Origin of the sequence: Butyrivibrio hungatei (genome assembly GCF_900101605.1) — a bacterium.
Classification (GTDB): domain Bacteria; phylum Bacillota; class Clostridia; order Lachnospirales; family Lachnospiraceae; genus Butyrivibrio; species Butyrivibrio hungatei_B.
Window position 1 is genome coordinate 31,194 of sequence record NZ_FMUR01000006.1, and the last position, 21,665, is coordinate 52,858.

23 protein-coding genes are annotated in these 21,665 nt (G+C 39.6%); 2 read left to right on the forward strand and 21 right to left on the reverse strand.

The genetic code is table 11. From position 1 onward, the window contains the following. Positions 1-24: 24 nt before the first annotated feature. A complete protein-coding gene (locus BLP87_RS04970) occupies positions 25-882 on the reverse strand; it encodes a mechanosensitive ion channel family protein (protein WP_081811933.1) in 858 nt (285 codons plus the stop codon). Further along, positions 866-1,066 (reverse strand): hypothetical protein, encoded by a 201-nt coding sequence (locus BLP87_RS04975; RefSeq protein ID WP_074461722.1) that lies wholly within the window; start codon positions 1,064-1,066, stop codon positions 866-868. Before BLP87_RS04975 ends, BLP87_RS04970 begins: the two co-directional genes overlap by 17 nt. Before the next feature lie 274 nt (positions 1,067-1,340). Here BLP87_RS04975 and BLP87_RS04980 point away from each other — a divergent pair, with 274 nt between their 5' ends. Together BLP87_RS04980 and BLP87_RS04985 are read left to right on the forward strand one after the other, a co-directional pair. Then, positions 1,341-1,553, forward strand: coding sequence for a helix-turn-helix transcriptional regulator (locus BLP87_RS04980; protein WP_074461723.1), 213 nt, complete (start codon positions 1,341-1,343; stop codon positions 1,551-1,553). Continuing rightward, positions 1,550-2,026: a hypothetical protein gene (locus tag BLP87_RS04985; protein WP_026656698.1), complete on the forward strand. Its 477-nt coding sequence runs from the start codon at positions 1,550-1,552 to the stop codon at positions 2,024-2,026. The genes BLP87_RS04980 and BLP87_RS04985 overlap by 4 nt, the downstream gene beginning before the upstream one ends. Positions 2,027-2,104: 78 nt before the next feature. On the opposite strand, the gene BLP87_RS04990 is transcribed toward BLP87_RS04985, so the two are convergent. From BLP87_RS04990 to BLP87_RS05080, 19 genes are all read right to left on the reverse strand, one after another. After that, positions 2,105-2,569 (reverse strand): Hsp20/alpha crystallin family protein, encoded by a 465-nt coding sequence (locus BLP87_RS04990; protein WP_074461724.1) that lies wholly within the window; start codon positions 2,567-2,569, stop codon positions 2,105-2,107. Positions 2,570-2,841: 272 nt separating this feature from the next. Further along, entirely contained in the window at positions 2,842-3,399 is a 558-nt protein-coding gene (rbr, locus tag BLP87_RS04995; protein WP_026656696.1) for a rubrerythrin, read from the reverse strand. A 91-nt stretch (positions 3,400-3,490) separates the two neighbouring features. Beyond that, positions 3,491-4,147: a hypothetical protein gene (locus BLP87_RS05000; RefSeq protein ID WP_074461725.1), complete on the reverse strand. Its 657-nt coding sequence runs from the start codon at positions 4,145-4,147 to the stop codon at positions 3,491-3,493. A gap of 105 nt (positions 4,148-4,252) precedes the next feature. After that, entirely contained in the window at positions 4,253-4,510 is a 258-nt protein-coding gene (locus tag BLP87_RS05005) for a hypothetical protein (RefSeq protein WP_026514504.1), read from the reverse strand. Positions 4,511-4,665: 155 nt separating this feature from the next. Continuing rightward, the gene (locus BLP87_RS05010; protein ID WP_074461726.1) at positions 4,666-5,784 is read right to left on the reverse strand and encodes a glycoside hydrolase family 88 protein; all 1,119 of its coding nucleotides are present in this window, start codon (positions 5,782-5,784) and stop codon (positions 4,666-4,668) included. Between the two features lie 2 nt (positions 5,785-5,786). Then, complete coding sequence (locus BLP87_RS05015) at positions 5,787-7,334, reverse strand: lipopolysaccharide biosynthesis protein (protein WP_074461727.1); 1,548 nt, start codon at positions 7,332-7,334, stop codon at positions 5,787-5,789. Continuing rightward, the gene (locus BLP87_RS05020; RefSeq protein WP_026514501.1) at positions 7,334-8,263 is read right to left on the reverse strand and encodes an alpha-1,2-fucosyltransferase; all 930 of its coding nucleotides are present in this window, start codon (positions 8,261-8,263) and stop codon (positions 7,334-7,336) included. Before BLP87_RS05020 ends, BLP87_RS05015 begins: the two co-directional genes overlap by 1 nt. Then, the gene (locus BLP87_RS05025) at positions 8,260-9,468 is read right to left on the reverse strand and encodes a polysaccharide pyruvyl transferase family protein (protein WP_074461728.1); all 1,209 of its coding nucleotides are present in this window, start codon (positions 9,466-9,468) and stop codon (positions 8,260-8,262) included. The genes BLP87_RS05020 and BLP87_RS05025 overlap by 4 nt, the downstream gene beginning before the upstream one ends. A 6-nt stretch (positions 9,469-9,474) precedes the next feature. Then, on the reverse strand, positions 9,475-10,467 hold the full coding sequence (locus tag BLP87_RS05030; RefSeq protein ID WP_074461729.1) for a glycosyltransferase family 2 protein: 993 nt from the start codon (positions 10,465-10,467) through the stop codon (positions 9,475-9,477). A gap of 67 nt (positions 10,468-10,534) precedes the next feature. Further along, a complete protein-coding gene (locus BLP87_RS05035; protein ID WP_074461730.1) occupies positions 10,535-11,974 on the reverse strand; it encodes a DUF3329 domain-containing protein in 1,440 nt (479 codons plus the stop codon). Next, positions 11,959-13,143, reverse strand: a complete 1,185-nt coding sequence (locus BLP87_RS05040; RefSeq protein ID WP_074461731.1) for a hypothetical protein — start codon at positions 13,141-13,143, stop codon at positions 11,959-11,961. The genes BLP87_RS05035 and BLP87_RS05040 overlap by 16 nt, the downstream gene beginning before the upstream one ends. 5 nt (positions 13,144-13,148) lie before the next feature. Beyond that, the gene (locus BLP87_RS05045) at positions 13,149-14,102 is read right to left on the reverse strand and encodes a glycosyltransferase family 17 protein (protein ID WP_074461732.1); all 954 of its coding nucleotides are present in this window, start codon (positions 14,100-14,102) and stop codon (positions 13,149-13,151) included. 3 nt (positions 14,103-14,105) lie between these two features. Continuing rightward, positions 14,106-15,146, reverse strand: a complete 1,041-nt coding sequence (locus tag BLP87_RS05050; protein ID WP_074461733.1) for a glycosyltransferase — start codon at positions 15,144-15,146, stop codon at positions 14,106-14,108. Further along, complete coding sequence (locus BLP87_RS05055; protein WP_242846594.1) at positions 15,143-15,904, reverse strand: DUF5672 family protein; 762 nt, start codon at positions 15,902-15,904, stop codon at positions 15,143-15,145. Before BLP87_RS05055 ends, BLP87_RS05050 begins: the two co-directional genes overlap by 4 nt. A 44-nt stretch (positions 15,905-15,948) precedes the next feature. After that, positions 15,949-16,992, reverse strand: a complete 1,044-nt coding sequence (locus BLP87_RS05060) for an alpha-1,2-fucosyltransferase (RefSeq protein WP_074461734.1) — start codon at positions 16,990-16,992, stop codon at positions 15,949-15,951. A gap of 30 nt (positions 16,993-17,022) precedes the next feature. Beyond that, positions 17,023-18,831, reverse strand: a complete 1,809-nt coding sequence (locus BLP87_RS05065; protein WP_074461735.1) for an ABC transporter ATP-binding protein — start codon at positions 18,829-18,831, stop codon at positions 17,023-17,025. 84 nt (positions 18,832-18,915) lie between these two features. Next, complete coding sequence (locus BLP87_RS05070) at positions 18,916-19,788, reverse strand: alpha-1,2-fucosyltransferase (protein WP_074461736.1); 873 nt, start codon at positions 19,786-19,788, stop codon at positions 18,916-18,918. 113 nt (positions 19,789-19,901) lie between these two features. Next, complete coding sequence (locus tag BLP87_RS15710) at positions 19,902-20,690, reverse strand: hypothetical protein (protein ID WP_083334487.1); 789 nt, start codon at positions 20,688-20,690, stop codon at positions 19,902-19,904. Further along, positions 20,677-21,486: a HipA domain-containing protein gene (locus tag BLP87_RS05080; protein WP_027209156.1), complete on the reverse strand. Its 810-nt coding sequence runs from the start codon at positions 21,484-21,486 to the stop codon at positions 20,677-20,679. Before BLP87_RS05080 ends, BLP87_RS15710 begins: the two co-directional genes overlap by 14 nt. Positions 21,487-21,665 lie beyond the last annotated feature (179 nt).

Genomic DNA, 21,665 nt, shown 5'->3' on the forward strand with positions numbered 1-21,665 from the left:
ACGCTTTTTTAGCTTTTATGCGCATCAATTTTGTTTCTCATTTGAGTTGATAAGAACAAGTTTGTTGTAAGGAATCTCGATTCCCGCTTTTGCAAATCTCTTCATTATCTCTACAAGACAGTCAGAGCATGCCTTCGGGTTATCCTTGAAATCTTCCGTCTCAACGAGTGCCCTTAATGTGACGCCGCTATCATCGCAGCTCTTACACAAAACCGTCGGTCTTCCTCCATGATGCACCGGATGCTCAACAATAACGTCAGCCATGATATCCATAGCCTTCTGCATATCCGTTCCATACGCCACAGAAATCACTATCGGAAAAGAAAACGATTCTTCCTGAGTGTAATTGATGATAGTCGCCGAACCAACTGTAGAATTGGGAATGTAAATAATCTCGTTCTGATAAGTCTTGATAACCGTGTGTCTCAACGTGATGTTCTCAACATAACCGGGATCGATAGAGTCAATCTTGATTCTGTCTCCGACATCAAAGGGTCTGGATCTCGATGCCGAAATCGCAATACCTGCAAATACATTGGCAAGTGTTGACTGGGCTGCAAGACCGAGGACAGCGGCAATAAGTGCGGATGATGTAGCGACACCTCTCCAGATCTTGGAAAATGCCGGCACATTTCCAATAACAGTTGTTAGAGCAAGTCCCCATATGACCGTAGTTATAATACCTCTCAAAAAAATAAGATGAATTTTACCGCGAAGTCTTTCCTTACTGATATATTTATTGAGTAAAAGATTTATGACATAAGCGCATAGGATCGGCAAAACATACTTTGAACCGTATTCAAGTATTTCCATCACCCATTTAAACTCGTCTTCTTTCCCCTGCCCAACAAACTCTAAAACACACTCAAGCATCTTCATCATCCATCTCCTCAAATGCGATCATAGAATCGATAATGTCTTCAAAGTCCTCTCGCAGTTCTTCAAGAGTGTCACCTTCATATGTATAGATTTTTCCGTCGATTACAACTTCACCTGTATAGTAATCGCAGTTTTTGTCGTAATTAACGGTACCTGTATATCCTTCATATTCAAATTCTTTTTCCATAATATTATCACTTTCCTATTTTATGCTATATGCTTGGAACAAAGACACTAATCTATGTTCCAAGCAAATTACTATAAGCATTGTAAATCATTCATAGCCGAATTTAAAGAATATCATGGAAAAATCGTGATTTCGAACATGCTTGCCTTCATTAAGTCATAAGTACCGATTTTACTCATGAGAAAGTTTTTTTGCAAAGTATGCTTGACATTTTATGCAAAGTAGACTATGCTAAATATGCAAAGCGAGCTTGGCAAAAAGTAATGAGGTATCAATGAAGAACAAAATAAAAGAATTGCGAAAAGCAAATAAGCTATCACAATCAGAACTTGCCGACATTGTCGGAACAACCAGACAGACAATTACTTCCATTGAAGTTGGCAAATACACTGCTTCATTGGGACTGGCATATAAGATAGCGCACCATTTTAACATGACAATTGAAGAAGTATTTGATTTCGGCAGCTTGGAGGATGAAAACTTATGACTAACACCGGAAAAGAAAGAATCAAAGCATCAATAAAGAAAAAAATCACTGCATATGCATTAGTGGCATTTTTAAGTAGCGCTTTACTCATTATTTCCCAAAGACCATCTATAGCTTCGCTTTATGCAAAATCAGGGCATGCTGATTTTATGCAGGGTTTTGTGGTCGGAATGGTTATCGCCATAGAAATAGTATGCGTTTATCAAATTTCTAAATATATAAATGCTCTTAAAGATGAAAAAAAGCTTATTAGAATCTACAATGAGCTCAACGATGAACGTTTATGTCAGATTGAATCATTATCCGGCAAATCCGCAGTTGAATTTACCGCAATTGTTCTTCTGATCCTTGCGCTTATTGTAAGCTTCATAAGCTTCGAAGCTACAATCGCATTTTTAGCTGCATTAACTATTCTTTTTATCACAAAGAAATCATGCTCAATTTACTATACAAGAACTTATTCAGGCGAATAAAATAGTTGTTCGCATCCATAAATATCCCGGCATTCTATTTGAATCATAGATTGCCGGGATATTTATTACTTCTTATAATCAATCCTTAACTTCAATCTTCACTGCCTCTTCTTTCTTGGGAATAGCTTCCTTCTTGGGGATGTTGACCGTAAGAACACCGTTCTTGTACTGAGCTATGATATCTTCAGGTTTAAGTCCCGGTGTACGGAAGGATCTCTGGTACGAAGAGCTTCTTCTCTCACGGCGGATGTACTTGCCGTTCTCATTCTTCTCATCCTTGTTCTCATTATGTGTAGCACTGATGGTAAGCACTTCGTTCTTAAGGTCGATATTGATATCTTCCTTGTTAAATCCCGGAAGCTCGGCTTCAAGCTGATAACTGTTATCTTTTTCGATGACGTCAGTCTTCATAAGACCTGATGCCGGCTCGAAGTTCTTCTCAATAAGTCCGGAATCATACAGGTCACCGAATAATCTGCCACCAAAGAAGTCATCCATCTCGTCAAACAAATTATTGTTACTCCATAACATAGGCATCAACATAAGTCATCACTCCTTTTATAAAAAATTTTTGTTGTAGTAGTTTGTGCAACCTGAGATGATGTATTAGCACTCTCATCTCTTGGCTGCTAATTTTCTTTACAAGTATGTTATAGAACAACTAGAACAAAAAATCAAGTACTTATTTATAAAAAAAATATTAATTCCCATTCAATAGAAAAAGCTTTTGCAAAGACTTATTAAATCTCTGCAAAAGCTCTTTATCCTGAATAAATATTAACTTATACGAATATCGAATCAGTCAGGCTATCCGATCAATAATTCTCAGCCTTCTTCTCGAAGTAGCTCTTGGGATGATTGCAAACAGGGCACATCTCGGGAGCCTTAGGTCCTACTACGATATGACCGCAATTTGAGCAGATCCAGATAGAATCGCCGTCTGATGAGAATACAAGATCTTTCTCGATATTCTCAAGGAGCTTTTTATATCTCTGCTCATGCTCTTTCTCAATTTCAGCAACCTTTTCAAAAAGAAATGCGATATCATTAAAGCCTTCCTCACGTGCTTTAGCTGCGAAAGAAGGGTACATCTCCTGCCACTCGTATGACTCTCCTTCTGCTGCTTCCTTGAGGTTTTCTACTGTTGAACCGATTCCGGTAAGAATCTTGTACCACATCTTGGCATGCTCTTTCTCGTTATTGGCTGTCTCTTCAAAGATCTTACTGATCTGAACATAGCCGTCTTTTTTTGCCTTTGAAGCAAAATATGTATATTTATTCCTTGCCTGAGACTCACCTGCAAATGCAGCAAGCAAATTCTTTTCTGTCTCTGTTCCTTTAAGTTCATTTTTTCTGGGTTCTAAATTTGCCATATTTTAATCTCCTTTTCCATTTTATTTGTGGATAAATACTCACAGCCAACCTGTAATCGTATTTTAACATAGAGAATATTCATTAAAAAGACTATTTTGTATTTTTGCATAAAGCTTTTTCACCGGAAAAAAGAGATATAAGTAAAATGCTCTCTACAGCATAAAATATCGCATTAATCTTTATCATCATATCGTGTCTTGGCATAGTAACTCCACCTGTTATAACATCTAACATAGACTGCGTAGTTGCTTTCCCGGACATAATATCAAGCGGCGATTCTCCGGGCAAATAGTCCGGAAATATCTTGATCACCTGAGCTGTCGCAATTATATAACAGGCTACTGCAAGTAGCATTGCCAATATAATAAAAAGATTTTTTCCACTCTTCTTACCTGTATGCTTGGCAGCAATCAAAAACACACTTCCAAAGCACGTAAGACACTCAAATCCATAAAACACATAGCATGCGGAATCAGAGATATTATAAAAAATTCCGGCAACAAAGTACTCTGTAAATGTCCATATCGCCATCCATGCCACAGTACAGATAGCAGTCATTTTTATTATGTTTTCGGATTCAACACCGTTCCATATATAAATATTTGCAAAGATCACAGCCCAAATTGCCGCAACAACAAAACCTCTGTAGCTCAGATTCGTTAACGACATAATTCCAAATGAGCCCAATGCGATATACATGATTGCCTGAACCGCAACTGCACTATATAAAGCAGACGTCTTTCTCATAGCTTTTCACCTTCTCTATATAAAAAACATTTTTTATTCAATAAAAAAATATGGATGCCAAAATCTATTTTGACATCCAACAATATAAGAATCAATATTATTTAATTATCTTGCAGGAGCCCATGTTACTCCGTAGAGCTGCTCCATCATCTTGCGGAGTTCTTCCTTCATTTTGTCACAGGCTGAAGCTTCGTCAGGGAAGTTTATAACCCCGATTCTTTCCTTCTTATCCTGGAAAAAAACAGCCCATCCGTTTTCTGTTTTATCAAGACATACACGATTTTTGTGATGTCCTCCAACTTTATATAATTTCGAAGGAACGAGATGCTCCTTGAAGAATTTCTTTAATTCCTTAGTATTCATGGTGTACCTCCCAACAAGTTGATACTAATAACTTTTGATGTAGTATTGATTACTACATGGAGTATACCATCATATCTCCGGCATGACAATAGCAAAAAATTGAACAAAAAAAGAAATGCTAAAGCAAATAGCATTTCCTTCCATATATTTTCTGTTTAATTTATTACGGAAAATGCTGCCAAAGCCGCGCCCTGTCCCCAGGGGTAGTTTCCGTAAGTTTGATAGTGAACTGCAAAGTCATCACATGAACTCAGTGAATCTGTTACGATTCCGCTTTTGGTATGAGCATAGATGCACTCTTTTGCCTTCTTGAGCGCAGCTCTTATCTTATCCGGCAGATCTGCTTCACCGAAAACATCGTTGTTAACTGCATATCCAAGTGCATAAGCTATCATTCCCGTTGCGGACAGATCGATATGTCCGTCTAGAGCCTGCAGCTGCCAGCTCCAGCCGCCGTCTGCTCTCTGGTACTTAAGTGCCGCCTCGCACAGACTTCTGAATTGTGAAAAAGACTCCTCATCTGCTTTCCCAAGTGCAGCATTTACGCTTGCTCCCATGATAAGCCATCCGAACGCTCTTCCCCAACACAGAATTCCCTTCTTATCGGAAACATAACCATTCTTTGAGGAATCATTTCTATCAGCGGCAATTCTGTCATCGTTATCAGCCTTCTTAAGCTCATACCCGTGGTAGCACAGCCCACTCTCTTCATCCATTCCATATTTATAAAACAGACGAAGCTGCTTATTACCGTCAAATGAATCATCTCCACAAGCTGCCATAAACATCGAGACCTGCCCGATTCCATCTACAAAAATATTTCCGCTTCTTCCGGAATTGTAAAGAATTGCTCCTTCTGCATCCCTTCCGGCGTTTCCTATATAAGTCTTCACTGCATCTGCAGCTTCTCTAAATTTCTCGTTACCAGTTATCTCATAAGCCCTGACAAGTGCAAATCCTGCAAGTGCATCGTCAACAAATCCGACCTTACCGGCAGTCTTCCTAAACCACAGATCGACATGCTCTTCCAGAGAAGCTTTAATCTCATCTCTTATTTCCTTGGCGTCATCAACCTTCTCAAGATACTCAAGCGCAGAAACAAGCCCCACCATAAGCATTCCCGCATGCCAAAAAAGCGGATCTTTTGTCCGTACGCTTCTACCAAGTGCCTTTTTTACAGCATCTTTTATCCTGTCAGAAAGGCTTACATTCATAATATTATTAAGTTGTTTTACGGTCTCCTTGACCACTTCATAATATGCAGAATTATCCACAATTACGCCTTTCTTGACTTGAGTTTTCCACAAAGATATCTGAATTCTTCACTTCTTCCGTATAAAAGGAAATATACTCCGTTAAATACAACGGTAATAATAACTACCATTGCTGCAAATCCAAGTATCGTAGGCTCAGGCATTACAAGTTGCCTGATAAAATAACATATCCCCATGACAAATGCCATGGAAGCAATATACTTGAATGAATCAATAAAATAACTCACAGCGCTTTTATCAAAACAGGCTTTATAAATAATTACCGGCTTTGTTATGTTTGCAATGATTCCCGATACAACTGTTCCGACATAAATACCTGAAATACCCAGTTTTGTTTGAACTAGCCATATTGAAAGAATAAGATTGACAATTCCCTGAATAAGCGCAAGATATTTATCCTGCTCATAAACACCGGCTGCCGCCTGGTAATTCGAAAGTACTATCCTTTCGCCCTTAAAATAATAATCCGTAAGGATTAGGAAAACCGCTAAAGCAGGCAAGATCCAAAAATCTGTCCACTTATCTCCTTTGGAAATCTTAGTCCACATCTCCACAAGCGGTGTCAAAAGAAGCATGAAACCAACACAGGAAAAACCATATACCCATGTAGCAAAAAACCTGTATACCTTGAACATGCTATACTGCTTATCTCTGTCTTCTGTTGCGATCAGGTTTCCAAAACTTGAAATTACGGAATTAAAAATAATATTTACAAAACTTGAGACCGCTACTATGATCATGTTGTAATTTCTTACAACCGTAACAAGTGCCGCTCCAACTTCCGATAAAGATGAAATTATAAGAGTATCTGTCTGAAGTCTGAAGACATCACCAACCTTGTGAAATACAAGCGCCTTAGTCTTAGTCCAAACAATTTCTTCATCTTCCTTGGCAAGCTTTTCAATATTCTTTTCCTTAAGATATGGATACATATTATCAAGATATCTTGAAACAAATATCTTCTGAATAAGCTGAATTACCGCATCAGTAATAAGATAAAAATAATAATTCTTAGTAAGAGCCACAACAATAATCTGGAAAACCGATGTAACAATCTTTGTTATAGCAATTATATTGGTCTGAATATAGTTCTTTTGCTCTGCATTAACAAGGCTATACTTGTATGCAACAAAATATGAACTGACAGTATTAAAGAGGAAGATCAGATAAAAAAGAACAAGATCTTTTTCCGGGACACCCGGATTTTTAACAAGGTACTTCAAAAATGGTACAAGAAAAATGCCTAATAATCCCACTACACCGGCAATATAATAATAAGCCCTCCTGTACATTTGCATGTAGGACTTTATTTTTTCTGTATCGCCTTCGGCAACAGGTTTATAAAGACTAAAATTCAGAGCTGTGCCAATGCCCAGCTCTGCCATATTCAGAAATGACAAGACTTCTACGAAAGTACCGTCAACTCCAAGTATCTGTTCACTTATATAACGCATACAAAAGGTACGAAGAACAAAGGCCATAACCATAGTTACAATCTGCCCTACGTACCCGAACAATATATTCTTCTTCGCCGCCTGAACTCTTCCCATTAAACTATATTTCCCTTATTGTCCATGAGAATCCAATTCTTCCAATAATCATGCATTGTCTCGGGATCTATCGGCTGATTGTTTCTCATCTTGTATGTTCTTATGACTTCGTGATCGGGTCTCTTGTTGAGTCTTGCGCCCCAGAAGCTGAATGTTGAATTGGCGCAGATATTACCCTTACAATGACTCATAAGCATGAGATCCTGTATACTGTCTTTGCCATTATTCCATTCAACAATCGTATATCTGGAGATATCGCCGTAGTGCTCTCTCGCGTAATCGTGATCGCTTGTAAAGATATAGAAATGCGTCTCAGGATCTTTTTTCAAAAAATAATCCATCGCATTCTTGTAGTAATCATCAGAAGCAATATTTCCGAGAATATTTACATTTGCGGGATCGAGATAATCTCCTCTTCTAAGATGTACACTGACAGAAGGAAATCTCTCCATCTTCTCTGAAATGATCCTGTTTCTCATTGCAAGATCCGAATCCCTGTGAGGCGGGAATACAAAGAGCTCGCGCAGTTCATCCATGATATCTTCATAATACTTCTGACATAAGAAATATCCTGTAATATACTTATCTTCAAACTCAAATATCTCGGGGTGGTACATCTTTGTCTCAACAAATACATTTGGATTTGAAGATGCAGTAAGTCCAAGTTTCTTGGTTATTTTTCCCTTGATTGCAGAAAAAAGATTCTGCTTTAAAAATCTGTCTCTTTCTTCATCGGTACAGACTTCAAAAGGAAGATCTTTGAAAAGAGGAAGCTCAAACTCTCTTGGAGCAAGCATCTTCTTCTGTACTTCCTCACTAAACCAGGAAATATCCAGTTTAACTTCTTTTCCGAGACTGAGGAGTTTTCTATATAGCGCATATTGCTGCATTTGGTTTCCCAAACCGCCCGCAATCTGAATTATGATCATTGTATTCCTCCTTGTGCCTCTGCTTCTGTATTTTGCTTTTTCATAATACGCATATATGCGTCAACAAGCGCATTTTCGCTTGCAAGTTTCTGTACCGGAAGAACATACTCCTTGTATGTTCCGAACAGATCTTTGGCAATTCCTTTACTCTTTACCGAATATCCTATAACAAGAGTAGGAACATTGCTACTGTATGCCGCTATCGTACTGTGAGTCCTTGCTCCAACAAAAAAACTACATTTGGAAATATAGCCTTTCAGCTTCTCTGCCGGCATGTCCGCAAGCATAACAACTCTTCCCGTGTACTTATGTATCTCATAAAGCTCGTTAAGCGGCTTTCTGTCATCGTTGTTTTTCCACACAACATGCGGGATCAGCGCAATATTCTGATGAGTATTTCTAAGAATGAACTCAATAAAATTACTGTAGTTCTTCATAGTGATACCGGGCGTCTTCTCAAGATTCTGAACCATCGGACTTAAGTTTATTCCGACAGTGTTACCGGGAAGAAAACCGTTGATTCCCGGAACCTTTGCCGTATCAAGCATAAATGCGGGATCTTTTTCAAAAATAAGTTTATCCTTATTAAATCCTGCATCGACAAGCGCGTCGTAAGTAATCGACTCTCGTGCATAGATCAGATCATATGCCGCCAGATCCTTGACAAGCTTCTTATCCTTGAGGGACTTAGGCTCAATTGAACATCCCCACAGAATCGTCTCGAATCCTCTTCTTATAAAGACTTTGTGAGCCAATATAAGATCCGGCACCAGACTCTTATAGCAATAATTATCTCCACCTATCGAGATGGCAAGCGGTTTCTCGCCTTTTCTCTTATTGGCCTTTCCGACAGCATTGTCAAACTCTTTAAACGCGTCCTTATATCTGTATCGCAAAAAAGACTGCTTATCCCTTGTGACAAGTCTCCACAAATAGTAGATTACATGAGGAATAAAGTGTCTGTCTATATGTCTTTCTTCAACAATAGTGCAAAGTCCCTTTTTTTCAAGAATTCCGAGTGAATATTTTCTATCCTCGGCTGCACTGTTGGTTACAAGAATAAGCGGAAGGTCCTCCTCAGCTCCGGTCTTCTCTCTCTGCTCGGCAATATACTTAACTGTAGTATTGGCTATCGCCTCACAACCATGGTTCCCCGAACCTGCGTGCATATATAAAATTATCGGTCTGTTAAAATCAATATTCATATATATTCACCTGTCCTTATATCTTGCATACATCTTTACATAAAGTTTAGGACTGATCTTAAATACAATAACTTTTATCTTATGTCCAAAAGACAATGCGGCAAATGCTCCTCTTGTCTTCAAAGCGTGCCTGATCCTGTCTCCCGCAGCCTTGACTGCCTCACGCGCAAGATCATTGTCTTTTTCATCGTCGGGAACGACGGCTACTTTACCAATTACCAGCAAAGCCGTAAGTATCTGTGAAACAGCAACTTTAACAAAAGAATAAACGGAGATAAACTCATAAACCTCTTTGAGCTTAGCTTCTGCCTCTTCCCAGCACGTAAGCTGGTCAAGAAAACTTGCTTTAAATGAAGCCTTCATTGCTCCGTTCTCATTGTCCGAATATCTGTAATCATCACGGCCTGCCGGAACAACTTTTACGCCTTTTTTCTTACCTTCGGAAAGTGCCACATCAAGTAAAAAAAGCAGATCTTCTCCGATAGTGAGCCCCTCTTTAAAAATGATATGTTCTTCCGAAAGCCTTTTTCGTAAAAAGAGCTTTCCCCACACATGCGTGTTACTCTCAAGCGTAAAATCTTCAATATACTGATAACCGCTTAACACATATGGCGAATCAATATCAGCACTTCCGTCAGTCAAAACCGTATCTTCGTCTGCATGTTTGAGCATATTTGCAATACAACCCTCAGATATTGTATCATCTGCGTCAACAAAAGACACATATTTTCCTGTCGCCATCTCAAGACCGATATTTCTTGCTCCGGAAACGCCTCTGTTCTTAATATGTTTGACCTTTATCTTATCCTGCCCGTATTCTTCGGCAAGCTCGTCGGCAATCTTCGCACTCTCGTCTTTGGAACCGTCATCAACAAGAATAACCTCAAAAGCATCACCTTCAATCCCTTTTTGGGTAACACAAGACAAGACGCACTCTCTGAGCGTGTCCTGCGCCTGATATACAGGGATTATGATGCTAACGAGTATTTCTGTGTTCAAAACTTTCTCCATGTTACAACAAACAAAAAACTACGGGAATCCTACATTCGATGTCACGACTCCTACCTTAATATTCTGTCCAGCCTTCCCTTTCAACTCCGGTAAGACTGTCAAATCCATATTGTTCACAATAAACATTTCTGTTTACATAATAATCACCATAGCGGGGATCCTCTTCGTTTCCAACCCATCCTTCCACTATATCGCATTCATATGCCATATCCGTATATTTGCTATACCACTGCGGTCGGAGCATAGGCACTTCAACGTCCTCAACACCTGCTGCAGCCTGTCTTTCAAGATAATCATATCTTTCTTTGTATTCTCTGTTTACACGGGCAACAAGCGCTCCCTGCTCAATATATACAAAAGAAAGCCAGATTCCCATAACAACGACTGCTGAAGTATATAGTCCCTGAATTAACTTCTCAAGTAAACTGTCCTCGGCTGATACCATAAGATTTGCCATATTTCCAACAACAGCAATACCGTTGATAACAGCGATCATAAGGAAAATACTTGCGCCATAGTAAGCTCTCAGTTGCGGGCCTTCCGGAACCGCGATAAGTGCCAGCGCCGAAATGAGAGCTATGAATCCCATAACCTTCATAAAACCTGATACTTCTGAATATTTTTCTTTTGAAGCACAGATACTTCGTATAAGTATCAAAAGAACCACAAACATAAGTGTAAGAACAATATAATTTTCTTTTATATTTAAGATTATCTTTAAAAATCTCGCCATGATGCCAAGCAGGCCTGAGTGAGCCTCCTTACTTGCCGCGTCACTTCCCCTCGTAAAATTAGAGGGTGACAAGAACATTATTAAAAAACCTGTGCAACTTCCTATCAGCCCGCATATCATCCATGTTTTGATGAAAGATAAGCTCTTTTTTTCTCTCCATTTAAGATAAAGCAATACGAGCAAAAACAGAATAACTCCACCTGAAGTATTCTCATTGCACCATCCCGCCAGGATTCCCCAGACAGAAAATACGATCATCAAAGCCAAATTGTTCTTCTTTTCAGCAATCATACATTTTCTGAAATAAGTCATAAATCCCAACAGGATAGTTGTTGTAAACAAGTAGTTGCAGGCACCGTCTTCCCAAAATACAGTCTGACTGATCGTAGGATCAAGCAGCCATAAAAACCCTAAAACTACCGCATAAACTCTTATATCATACTTTCTTCTCATATCAACATTTGCATATATGAGTAAAGTAAGAATCGTAAATACAACTGCAGAGACCACATTAAACACGCTCTTGGTCCCCATAAACAAAAATACTCTCAGAATAAAATGCGCGACACTTCTACCGCCGTGATTCATATAGTGCTCATGTTCCTGCTTAAAGAGATCAAAAAAATTCTCAGCCTCCGCCACGTCTCTTCCATAATTAAGATCATCCGACATATTCGGAGTGAGAAACGCATAAATAAGCACCGACAAGAAGGCTGCCGCCATCAGTATATAAAAAATCTTTTTCCTTAACTTTTCAGACATTCTCCATCCTTTTTTCTACTTACAAACTCCCCAAGATACGCTCCTATCACGGGAAGAATAAACAACCTGCCAATGTATTCCGACACAAATGTCGCTTCCACGATCGTGTAGACTGAAAGCGATAAGATTATTACCAAAGTCCAAATATCTTTTTTCTTATAACAAATATATATGATCAAAACAATAAGTGCCGCGATAACAATTGCCGGAATTATTCCGTACCAGTAAAAAATCCTTACCCAGCCCATATCAAATGTCTCTTCGCTACTTCCGTCAGAAAAAAGCTTCCATGTCCAAATAGAACCGGCATGTTTCTCGGTCTCCCTGTACAGGTCATGTATCCTGTTATTCAGCTTTGAATCGATCCATTCGATAAACTTATAATGTTTATGCTCAAACTCATAACGTGGCACTTTACTTACAATAGCCGACCACACGGAAAAAGCGACGCAGAAAACAGGTGTGACAAGTGCCGTAAGTATATATACAATCTTACTTTCTCCGATTTTCTTGCAATACCTTGCCAAAAAGCCGATGCCAAATGTCATAAAACTTATCAGCATACCTGTTCTGCTTGCCGAAATAACACATGACATAAAATTAAGAGTAAAAACAAGCAGCCACTCTCTCAAAGTAGCGGCTTCCCCGTAAATCCACATCCAAAGAAGCACAAACGCATACACACTTCCGTAAAAAGTGTTGGGATGGCCAAAGCCAAGCTCATACCGCATCTCCACGACACCTCTTCCGTAATCATGCGGCGGCTGAGCCGTAACTCCAAGTTTTCCCATCACGGATAAAAAAGCTATCAGAAAATACCCCGCTGCCGAAACATACAAGATGTACTTCATCGCCTTTTTAATGTCGATATCCCTTGCGGCCATCATAAATACCGCATATCTGAGCAGATCGTTTTTTCCCGAGATCCTGTAACTTATAAAAGTAAAAGCACATACAGCGCCTATTATTATCCACTCTTTCTTGTCATGCTTTAATAAAAGCACCGCAATAAGTGTCATAAGAAAAGTCAGCCGATATACATAGCTCTGATAACTGTACATATGAATAACAGACTTTTCCAAAAGCATTATACCAAGCTCTATGGTAAGCGCAACGTAAAATAAAACTTCACTAAGTTTAGCCTTTTTTTCTTCACTTAAAAAGTTCATGTTATCTACCTGCTAAGAATTCTTTTTATCTTGCGAAAAGCTTTTCTCATAAATCTTCCCGCCGTAATATCCAAGTAATGATAGAGCTTTGATGCTGCAGTTATCCCGGGCATAACAAGATGTCCGTATTCATCCATATGCTCAAGAAGATATGCAGGATATGAATCATCTATCTCGCCTCTTTCAAACTTTGCAGCCCTGCCGAAAATATCCTGACCGAGAACCAGATGATCCATAGTCTCCGCAAGAACCTCTTTGTCATTGTGTTCCTGATGTGCGGCAGCCTTTACCTTGATTCCTATCCTCTTTGCGGGATTGGTCTCTTTGTATCCGCCCATATATCCGAAATGCCATCCGCCGTCCGCAACTCGCACCGACCTCTCATCAGTTACGGGGATGATATCGCGAAGCCTTACAATCCCTTCCTTAGGGATATTATCAAGTGACGTGATCTTGGTTCCAAGCCACTTTCTGTCTTTTTCAGCTATTTCCGGAAACTCTCCCGTTATGGACAAAAGCTTTCCCGACTTCTCTTCCATGTTCATGTAAACATAGAAGTTTCTCTGAGCCAAATGATATACCTTATTCTTGTCAAAGCTTGCGATAATATTCTCAAGAACGGACGGATTCGGTATCTCATCGACATCTCCGAAGATAAGCACATCGTCTGCCGTCGCGCCCACTTCTTCAAGTCCGCGCTTTAAGCAGTTCTTTTGATAATAATCTCTTTCATGCGTTGAGATATCCATAGGTGTATCATCAACCGTTATATAAACTATCTTGTGAAGATAATCCTTAAAAAGCTCTCTGTTCTTATCAAAACAAAGTTCCTTGGGCTCTCCCGAAAAAGTCACCGTAGCTTCTTCAATAATGAATTTATCCACGTACTTATCGAGAATTCCAAGCCTTAGCTTTAATATATCAAGTTCGTTGAAAAATGGTATTAAATCATAAACCATCTGTTATGCCCTGCCTATAATCTTCTTGACCGCAGTCTTAACGGTACTAACAAAAGCCTCTCTGTAAAGCGCTTTACCCTCATCCGATATCATAAGCCCATGCACATGGGTGTCTTCTTCGGGAGCAAAAGCCGGAAGAGTCTCAGCATAATATTTTTTATAAAAATCATCATGGAACAATTCTGAAAGCTTCACCTTCTTCTGCCTGTACGAAAGCCCCGAATAAATAATCTTGGCTACCGCAATGGCACAGGTAAGACTTTTTCTCTTATCAAGGATATCAAAGAGATCGTTAAGCCCCCATTTATTCCCCAATCTGTCCACTTCTCCCCAGACAATCTTCTGGTTATCAAGAAATGCTCTGTTGTAGCTTGCAGTAAGACTCTGCTCGTTTCTTCTGTAATAATACAGGATTTCATCCAAGTAGGCTATCCCTTTGGCTCTGTCCACGTACTCCGCGGTCTGCAGAAGATCCTCGCCGTAGTTAAGACCTATCCTCTCGGTATCTATAAACGCAATACTCTTGTGAATACACTTTATCCACATGGCATTCAGGTAATCACCCTTTAATACAAGTTCTTTAAAGGCGCGCTTCTCATCACCGCTGTAAATTTTTCCGTTTGTAAAAGAAAAATCTTTTAGCCTCGCGTTATCTCCGTCAAGTTCCGTCGCATTGAAAAAAATCAGCTCGGGAGTACTTCCTTTTTTCTCATAATCCCTGATAAGACCTGCGAGCTTCGACAACATTCCGGGAACGAGCTTGTCATCGGCATCAAGAGCAAGGATATAATCGCCCTTACTGACCTTTATTCCCTCCTGCCTCGCCTGATAAAGCCCGATCTTTCCCTTGTGAATTACCGAAACATTATCATTTGTAGCGGCGTACTCATCGCATATTTCAGGAGTTCTATCGCTCGAACCGTTCTCGGAAAGAATGATCTCAAACATATCCTCGCTATTTACTTTTTGTGCAAGCGCAGAATCAACCGCCTCACGGATATACTTCTCGCCGTTGCACACGGGAACTATGATTGAAAAGATCATGTGATATTATGCTCCTCTTTCCACTTCTTTGTCTTTCTCCAAAACAGGAACGGTCTGACAGCCATCTTAAAGCGTTTCTTCGGGCTGTAAAATCTGGGATAATTTGCATTTTCTCCCCACCACTTGTGGAAAATAAACGGCTCTATGCCCTTATTTTCAGGTAACGGATGCTCTCTTCCGAATGTAAGAGCAAGCTCAAAAGGCGCCCACTTAAAGCCCTTTTCCTCCATCGCATTCTTGGAATGACAGCAGATAAAAATATCTTCGTTGTAGAATCCGTCGTCAACTCTTTCCCACTTAAGGTTATACTTGGAAGGGAATTCCAAAAGTCTCTTGGACCTTATGGAGACGCTGTTTCCGACTCTGCATATCGTGCCCTTGCTGTCCCTGTATGCATAATCGTTCTTCGGAAGCGGCCAGGGCGATCCGATATAATCGTACTCAAGAAACTCGTCATTCCAGTTCTCGGGATGAATAACAAATCCGTCCGCATGTACAAGCAGCACAAAATCAGTATTTATGTGGTCTTTAAGTTCATAGACCATTTTGTAATTAAATTTATCGATACTGTCGAGCTTAGATGTATAGCTGAATCTGATATTCTTGGGCAGATAAAAAGGCTTCTTATCCGAAACCAGAACAACGTCACCAAACTCGATTTCCCTCATGCTGTATTTAAGCGCCTGCACAGTCTCATAGACGTTGACACTCGTCATGGCACAGAGCGTAACCTGAGGGAGCTTAATCTTTTTTTCCATTTCGTTCCTCTGTCTATCGCACTTTGATCAAATTTATAATCCGATCAACACTGATATTTCTTGATAATTCCGACTCTCTTCTCAAGGCTTCTGATAATCTTCTTTAGGTAAAAGACACCGTACAGGCTCTTTCTTCTGATTATCTGGCAAAAGAGCCTTATCTTGCCGGGCCTTATATTTCTTCTTGCATAGAGCACAGATCTCTTTTTATATTCTTCAAGTTCTTTTCTGCACTCGTCTGCCTCAAATATACGACCTTTTTTGTCCTGATAATGCAAAAAACTGTATATATTCTGCTCAGAGGACCAGAAGCCGTCTGAGATATTATGTCTAGCCCAATATTTTGGCGCTATAGCATACTTAAGTTCCGTACTTGAAAGCACCGGCATTATGGAAAAAGATGAATTCGACAAGATCAGATATCTCGCATTCTTCAAAGTAACATAATCTTTTCCCATATCGAAATGATGGCATTCGTACTCCGGAAGCACCTTTCTTGCAGCTTCCTCATCCTCAGTTACCACCATGAATCTCATATTTGGATTTATCTTCTTCATATGCTCTATCGCATTTAAGAAGTATTTTCTGTCAAGATATAGCTCGGGGTGATTTGTATACTCGCCGCCTCTTATGTTGATGATGCAGAGATCGTCGCTTGTATATTCATATGACTCAGCCTCGGGCTTAACCTTGAGCCAGTCTTTTATCTTGTCCCTATATTTCTCAAAATAACTCTCATCCTGAAGATTTCCATAGATAAGAGTATTGTCCTCAATCTCAAAAAGTCTTTTGTCCGCACCGCTTATGTAACACCCGTTACTCATGTCGTGCCTTGAATTGCCCATGTAAAGGCGATCGTCCTGCTCATTAAAGATTGTATATTTATCTCTGTCCTCAGGCGGTATCTCAGTTCCAAGGTCAATGTCCATAAAGTACATTCCCTTATTCGAGTGAAAAACGTTTCCCACCTGACCGGGATTTATGAAACCGAAATCCACACCTTTTTCCTCAGCCATGCACCTTGTCACAACATAGAAAAAGAGCTGATTTCCAAGTCCGTATCCTTTTATAAATTCTGTTCCGATCATATTATCTTTTCCTTCTGAAAAAGCAAAGCGTCAGTGAATAACGTTTCTGCCTTCGAGAGTAGTCTGTGTGATCTTCTCGTCCTTAACCTCATAGATGATGTCACAGTTCTCAATAGTATTGAGTCTGTGGGCTATGATGATCATTGTCTTCTTTCCGTGGAAGCTGTTGACAGCCTCCATAACGGCAGCCTCCGTCTCGTTATCAAGAGCACTTGTAGCTTCATCAAACACAAGTATCTCCGGATTATGATAAAGAGCTCTCGCGATTCCTATACGCTGTCTCTGTCCGCCTGAAAGTCTCACACCTCTGTCACCGATCTTCGTGTCAAGTCCTTCCGGAAGGCTCTTTACAAACTCAGCAAGCTGGGCTTCTTCCATAACTTCCCAGATTCTGTCCTCATCAATCTTGTCTGCATCTATACCGAATGCAATGTTCTCTCTTATAGACTCATCAACCATGTAGATTGTCTGAGGAATATAACCTATCTGCGCAAGCCATGAATCGTAATTACTGAATATATTGCTTCCGTCGCAGAGAATCTCACCGCTCTGCACATGCAAAAGACCGAGGATAATATCCACAACAGTTGATTTACCGGCACCCGAAGGTCCTATGATACCGACTGATTTTCCCTTAGGAATAACCATATTTGCTCCGGTAAATATATTTGTCTCAGCGTCCGGATAAGCAAAAGTGATATCTTTTATCTCAATCTCTTTTTCCAAATGAAGCTCGGGACCTGCGATTGCAGCTCTCTCCGCTCTCATCGCCTTATCCATCTTCATTGAATCCGTGAGATTGTTATATACAAAATCAAGGCTGTACTGGTTGTAGGCAATCTCGGCAATATAAGTATTTATCCTGTTAACCGCGGGCATAAGCCTTGTAGCAACAAGTCCGAGCGCGATTATCAATTTATCAACATCGCCTGCATTTTGTACACCGTTTGAATTCAACTTAAAAAAGAGAACATACAAGAGGACAACAGCTACAAACACGGTCTCTATAAGAGTTCTCGGCATATTATTAAGTACGGAGTAATCCCTTGCCAGATCCGCACCGACTTTACCTGACTCATAATAATTTCTTATAAAGAAATCCTGTCTGTTCAGAACTTTAACATCTTTAAGACCATATATTGCCTGCAGTCTCCACTTTGCAATCCTTGACTGGGTTTCCTGATTCTCTTTTCCCGTCTTATTAAGCTTAGGCTTTAAAACTTTGGTATTAAAAAGAGTTAATGCAACAAAAACAAACACGCATATAACCGTCAAGATCGGATCGGTTATAATAAGCACCATTCCAAGTCCCATGGAAACGACCAATTCCGTAGAAAGCGATAAAAGCGATAACATAAGCGTAAATGTTCTTGGTATATCACTGTCTGTAATTCTAAAAACAGTCGGAATATCTGCACCGAGATAATCCTCATAAGGTCTGTTCAAAAATTCCCTCATGACTCTGCTTATCATGTCGTTTCTTGCTCTTGTGATAAAGGTATTCTGCCTGTAGATAAGAAATATCTGATATGCATTTTTTACCAGGAACAAAACAATCAGACAAACCGTCAATTTAGCAGCCAGTTCGGATCCCGTACCGAGATTAAGACTTTCTGCAATAATTCTTAGAACTTTGTTATCCTCAATGGCACTTTGGAGCTTATCCTGATTGATAATGCCTGCCATAACAGGAATCATCATTGAAATACTAAATGTTTCAAAAATACCACCAAAGAGTATAAGGACAGCCAATATTACCAACTGTCCCTTCTGCTTTCTATCAAATATATATCTGAGTTTTGAAAATAAACTGACTTTTTTATTATCGGTATTACTCATAATCTGTACGTTTTCTTATATCCCTCTTTTGTATTTTTCCTGAATGATATGTAGATTGCTCCGTATCATTTAATTCCGCATTGCTCAGATCGCAATCTTTGTCATTCTGTCCGTATAGACATCATCCATATCTTTGTTGTTTATCCACTTGGAAGGAGCAAGTACCAGCTTGTCAGGTGCATCATTAAGCCATGCAGCCCACCAGCTGAATGAACTGTTCGCTATAATATGGTGCTTGCATCTGCTCATAAGCATCATCTCGGCTATATCAGTTCCTTCACCCTCTTCAAGTTCAACAACATTGAAATTTGGTCCCTTGAAGTGCTCTTTACACCACTCTTTGTCGTCGGTAAAGATAAAAAATACAGCGTCGGGATACTCCTGCAGTATCTTGTTTACCGCATCTTTGTAATATTTTTCCGAACACAGATTGTGAACATGCTTATGCTGCGCATCTATATAATCGGTTCTTCTCACATGAAGGCTGACAGACTCACAACATTCTATCTGCTGAAGCACTGACCAGCTCACAGCATCGCTCATAAGTTCCTGAGGTCTCTTCTCAAAAGCATGTCTGATATCCCTGATATCACTCTCCTGCGAGAAATATTTATCACTCTGCCAATATCCGACAAGATACGCATCTTCAAGTTCAAGTATCTTGGGATCGAATCTTCCCGATACTTCATCTATTCTAAAGGTTTTCCTTCCGGTAAGTTTCCTTCTGATACGGCTTATGATATCCATCTTGGAATCCGTAAGAGCAACAACTTCTTCCTTAGTGGCCTTATCATAATCAATCCCATATCCGGCAAGAACCGGAGTCCTTAGCTTGTCATTTACAAATCCCGTTTCATCATCAATCTTTACGGTCTTGCCTCTGTTTTTCAGCGCTATATACAGCGCATATTGGAACATCTGGTTACCCAGACCGCCCTTAAGTTGAATGATAATCATACACCCTCCGAATGAAGTTCCCCGTATAGCATCTATTTTTTCGCATACACTACATCATTATAACCCAGAATGTATATATACTCAAACATCTATGAATGTCCTGACATTTGCGGTCAGCCGGTGATTTGACTTTTGAGATAAAGATTCCCATTAACTCCGGTCATAACAGGCTCTATGTTATGCTGCTTAACCAGATACGAAAGATTCTGCCTTGTACACTCAAGCAGCTCACATGCCTTAGTCGTATCGACAATATTCTTACTTATAAAAGTAAGAATATCCTCATAAGAAACATCAATAATTCGTCCTTTCTCATAAAGAATCCATGACGGAATATCTATGGAATCGTTGAACGTAACATAATACCCCCCCCATCCGAGGCTACATGACTCATAAAGTCCTCTGTTTGCGATTACCTTATCTACTCCCTGAAAGTCCGCAATGTCTGATAGGGATATTTTTTTTACTGTTTTATCTTTAAAAAAACACAGCAAAAAATCTCCTGCAAGCGCTGTACAATCAACCAGATTATGCGCATCCCTCTCCGCAACAAATTCAGGGAGCTCATCTATCTTCCGTATGCACAGTCCATCCTGTGAACACCGTCCTTGCGCCAATTCCAAAAATTTCATTTCATCATACTCTTTCAGCTTGTGAGTAGACAGTATATTGCCTATATTCTGCCTTCCTATGGGAATAACACGTTCTCTCACCCACATCAAACTCGCTTCCCTTGGGATTGTATAGATTTCTTTTTTCACAAAACTCGCAAAAAGAAGCGGCGCTGTCCACTCATCAAGTTCGCTTCTAAGCTCAATCATAAACGACTTGCTCTTTTCATGGTACAGTAAAACGCCTATATCAAGACTATTATCTTCATCATAGATATCATAGATTTTCATAAACCTTGTACCTTCCATAGATCATATTCCAAATAGTATCAATAAAAAAGTCTGACAATACCCCCTCCAGATCCTTGAATATCTCTTCTTTATGCTTAGCCTCAAGTATTCCTTTCAGCGTTTTTCCTTTGGTGGATAAAAGAGACAGATTCTCAAAAGTTGATCTGCTGCCTATGAAATTATTGCATTGTTTATCTCCCATTATGTCAAATTTTTTTGCATCGTCATCCGACGAACAAGAACATAACAGAGACAATCCATGATCGAACAGAGGCGCAACCCTAACGGTATGCGCTCTTGCATTTCTCAGCACTTCTATGTTAGCTCCATGTCTGTCTCGATTAAGGATAAGATAATCAATTACCAGCATATTCTCGATATACTCTCTCCATCCCATCCTAATGCAGAAATCATAATGTGATTCTCCAGGCTGCGCATTAAGTCTGTAGAAATCATCAAGCGAAGCCTTACTCTCTCCACGCTCTTTGAAATCATATGATGCACAAAGATACGTGTTGTATATATTTCCATCAATCTCAATATCAGCATTTATCAGTTCATACTCAAGATGTTCCACTCCAAGAATATCAAGAAGTCTATCCACTATTATTTCATTTATACACTCATGTCCCACTATCCCCTTTTCCAAATCAAAGTTTGAAAGCTTATAATACTTCTTGTGACCGCCTATGATCGAACTCGATTTCAGATAAGTCCCTGCCGTTCCGGAAGAATTTCGCACATGCGACCAATTTAAATATGTAAGATCCTGAGTTTCTCTTATTACCTTTGCCATATTACATCCTTTGTTTTTATTTGACGTGCGTCAAATGTTTTCTATATTATAAAATTCTATTTGACGCGCGTCAAATAGAATTTTCGTATTTAACCCCACACAAAAATCTACCATATACATAAAATCTTAAGAAATTTCGACGGTATTTCTTAAGATTTATCTGATATCATTATTCAGTC

What these genes read in the sequence shown, in the direction of transcription:
- BLP87_RS04970 (WP_081811933.1), bottom strand. Translation starts at nt 882, where the DNA reads ATGATGAAGATGCTTGAGTGTGTTTTAGAGTTTGTTGGGCAGGGGAAA.
- BLP87_RS04975 (WP_074461722.1), bottom strand. Translation starts at nt 1,066, where the DNA reads ATGGAAAAAGAATTTGAATATGAAGGATATACAGGTACCGTTAATTAC.
- BLP87_RS04980 (WP_074461723.1), top strand. Translation starts at nt 1,341, where the DNA reads ATGAAGAACAAAATAAAAGAATTGCGAAAAGCAAATAAGCTATCACAA.
- BLP87_RS04985 (WP_026656698.1), top strand. Translation starts at nt 1,550, where the DNA reads ATGACTAACACCGGAAAAGAAAGAATCAAAGCATCAATAAAGAAAAAA.
- BLP87_RS04990 (WP_074461724.1), bottom strand. Translation starts at nt 2,569, where the DNA reads ATGTTGATGCCTATGTTATGGAGTAACAATAATTTGTTTGACGAGATG.
- rbr (WP_026656696.1), bottom strand. Translation starts at nt 3,399, where the DNA reads ATGGCAAATTTAGAACCCAGAAAAAATGAACTTAAAGGAACAGAGACA.
- BLP87_RS05000 (WP_074461725.1), bottom strand. Translation starts at nt 4,147, where the DNA reads ATGAGAAAGACGTCTGCTTTATATAGTGCAGTTGCGGTTCAGGCAATC.
- BLP87_RS05005 (WP_026514504.1), bottom strand. Translation starts at nt 4,510, where the DNA reads ATGAATACTAAGGAATTAAAGAAATTCTTCAAGGAGCATCTCGTTCCT.
- BLP87_RS05015 (WP_074461727.1), bottom strand. Translation starts at nt 7,334, where the DNA reads ATGGGAAGAGTTCAGGCGGCGAAGAAGAATATATTGTTCGGGTACGTA.
- BLP87_RS05020 (WP_026514501.1), bottom strand. Translation starts at nt 8,263, where the DNA reads ATGATCATAATTCAGATTGCGGGCGGTTTGGGAAACCAAATGCAGCAA.
- BLP87_RS05025 (WP_074461728.1), bottom strand. Translation starts at nt 9,468, where the DNA reads ATGAATATTGATTTTAACAGACCGATAATTTTATATATGCACGCAGGT.
- BLP87_RS05035 (WP_074461730.1), bottom strand. Translation starts at nt 11,974, where the DNA reads ATGTCTGAAAAGTTAAGGAAAAAGATTTTTTATATACTGATGGCGGCA.
- BLP87_RS05040 (WP_074461731.1), bottom strand. Translation starts at nt 13,143, where the DNA reads ATGAACTTTTTAAGTGAAGAAAAAAAGGCTAAACTTAGTGAAGTTTTA.
- BLP87_RS05045 (WP_074461732.1), bottom strand. Translation starts at nt 14,102, where the DNA reads ATGGTTTATGATTTAATACCATTTTTCAACGAACTTGATATATTAAAG.
- BLP87_RS05050 (WP_074461733.1), bottom strand. Translation starts at nt 15,146, where the DNA reads ATGATCTTTTCAATCATAGTTCCCGTGTGCAACGGCGAGAAGTATATC.
- BLP87_RS05055 (WP_242846594.1), bottom strand. Translation starts at nt 15,904, where the DNA reads ATGGAAAAAAAGATTAAGCTCCCTCAGGTTACGCTCTGTGCCATGACG.
- BLP87_RS05060 (WP_074461734.1), bottom strand. Translation starts at nt 16,992, where the DNA reads ATGATCGGAACAGAATTTATAAAAGGATACGGACTTGGAAATCAGCTC.
- BLP87_RS05065 (WP_074461735.1), bottom strand. Translation starts at nt 18,831, where the DNA reads ATGAGTAATACCGATAATAAAAAAGTCAGTTTATTTTCAAAACTCAGA.
- BLP87_RS05070 (WP_074461736.1), bottom strand. Translation starts at nt 19,788, where the DNA reads ATGATTATCATTCAACTTAAGGGCGGTCTGGGTAACCAGATGTTCCAA.
- BLP87_RS15710 (WP_083334487.1), bottom strand. Translation starts at nt 20,690, where the DNA reads ATGAAAATCTATGATATCTATGATGAAGATAATAGTCTTGATATAGGC.
- BLP87_RS05080 (WP_027209156.1), bottom strand. Translation starts at nt 21,486, where the DNA reads ATGGCAAAGGTAATAAGAGAAACTCAGGATCTTACATATTTAAATTGG.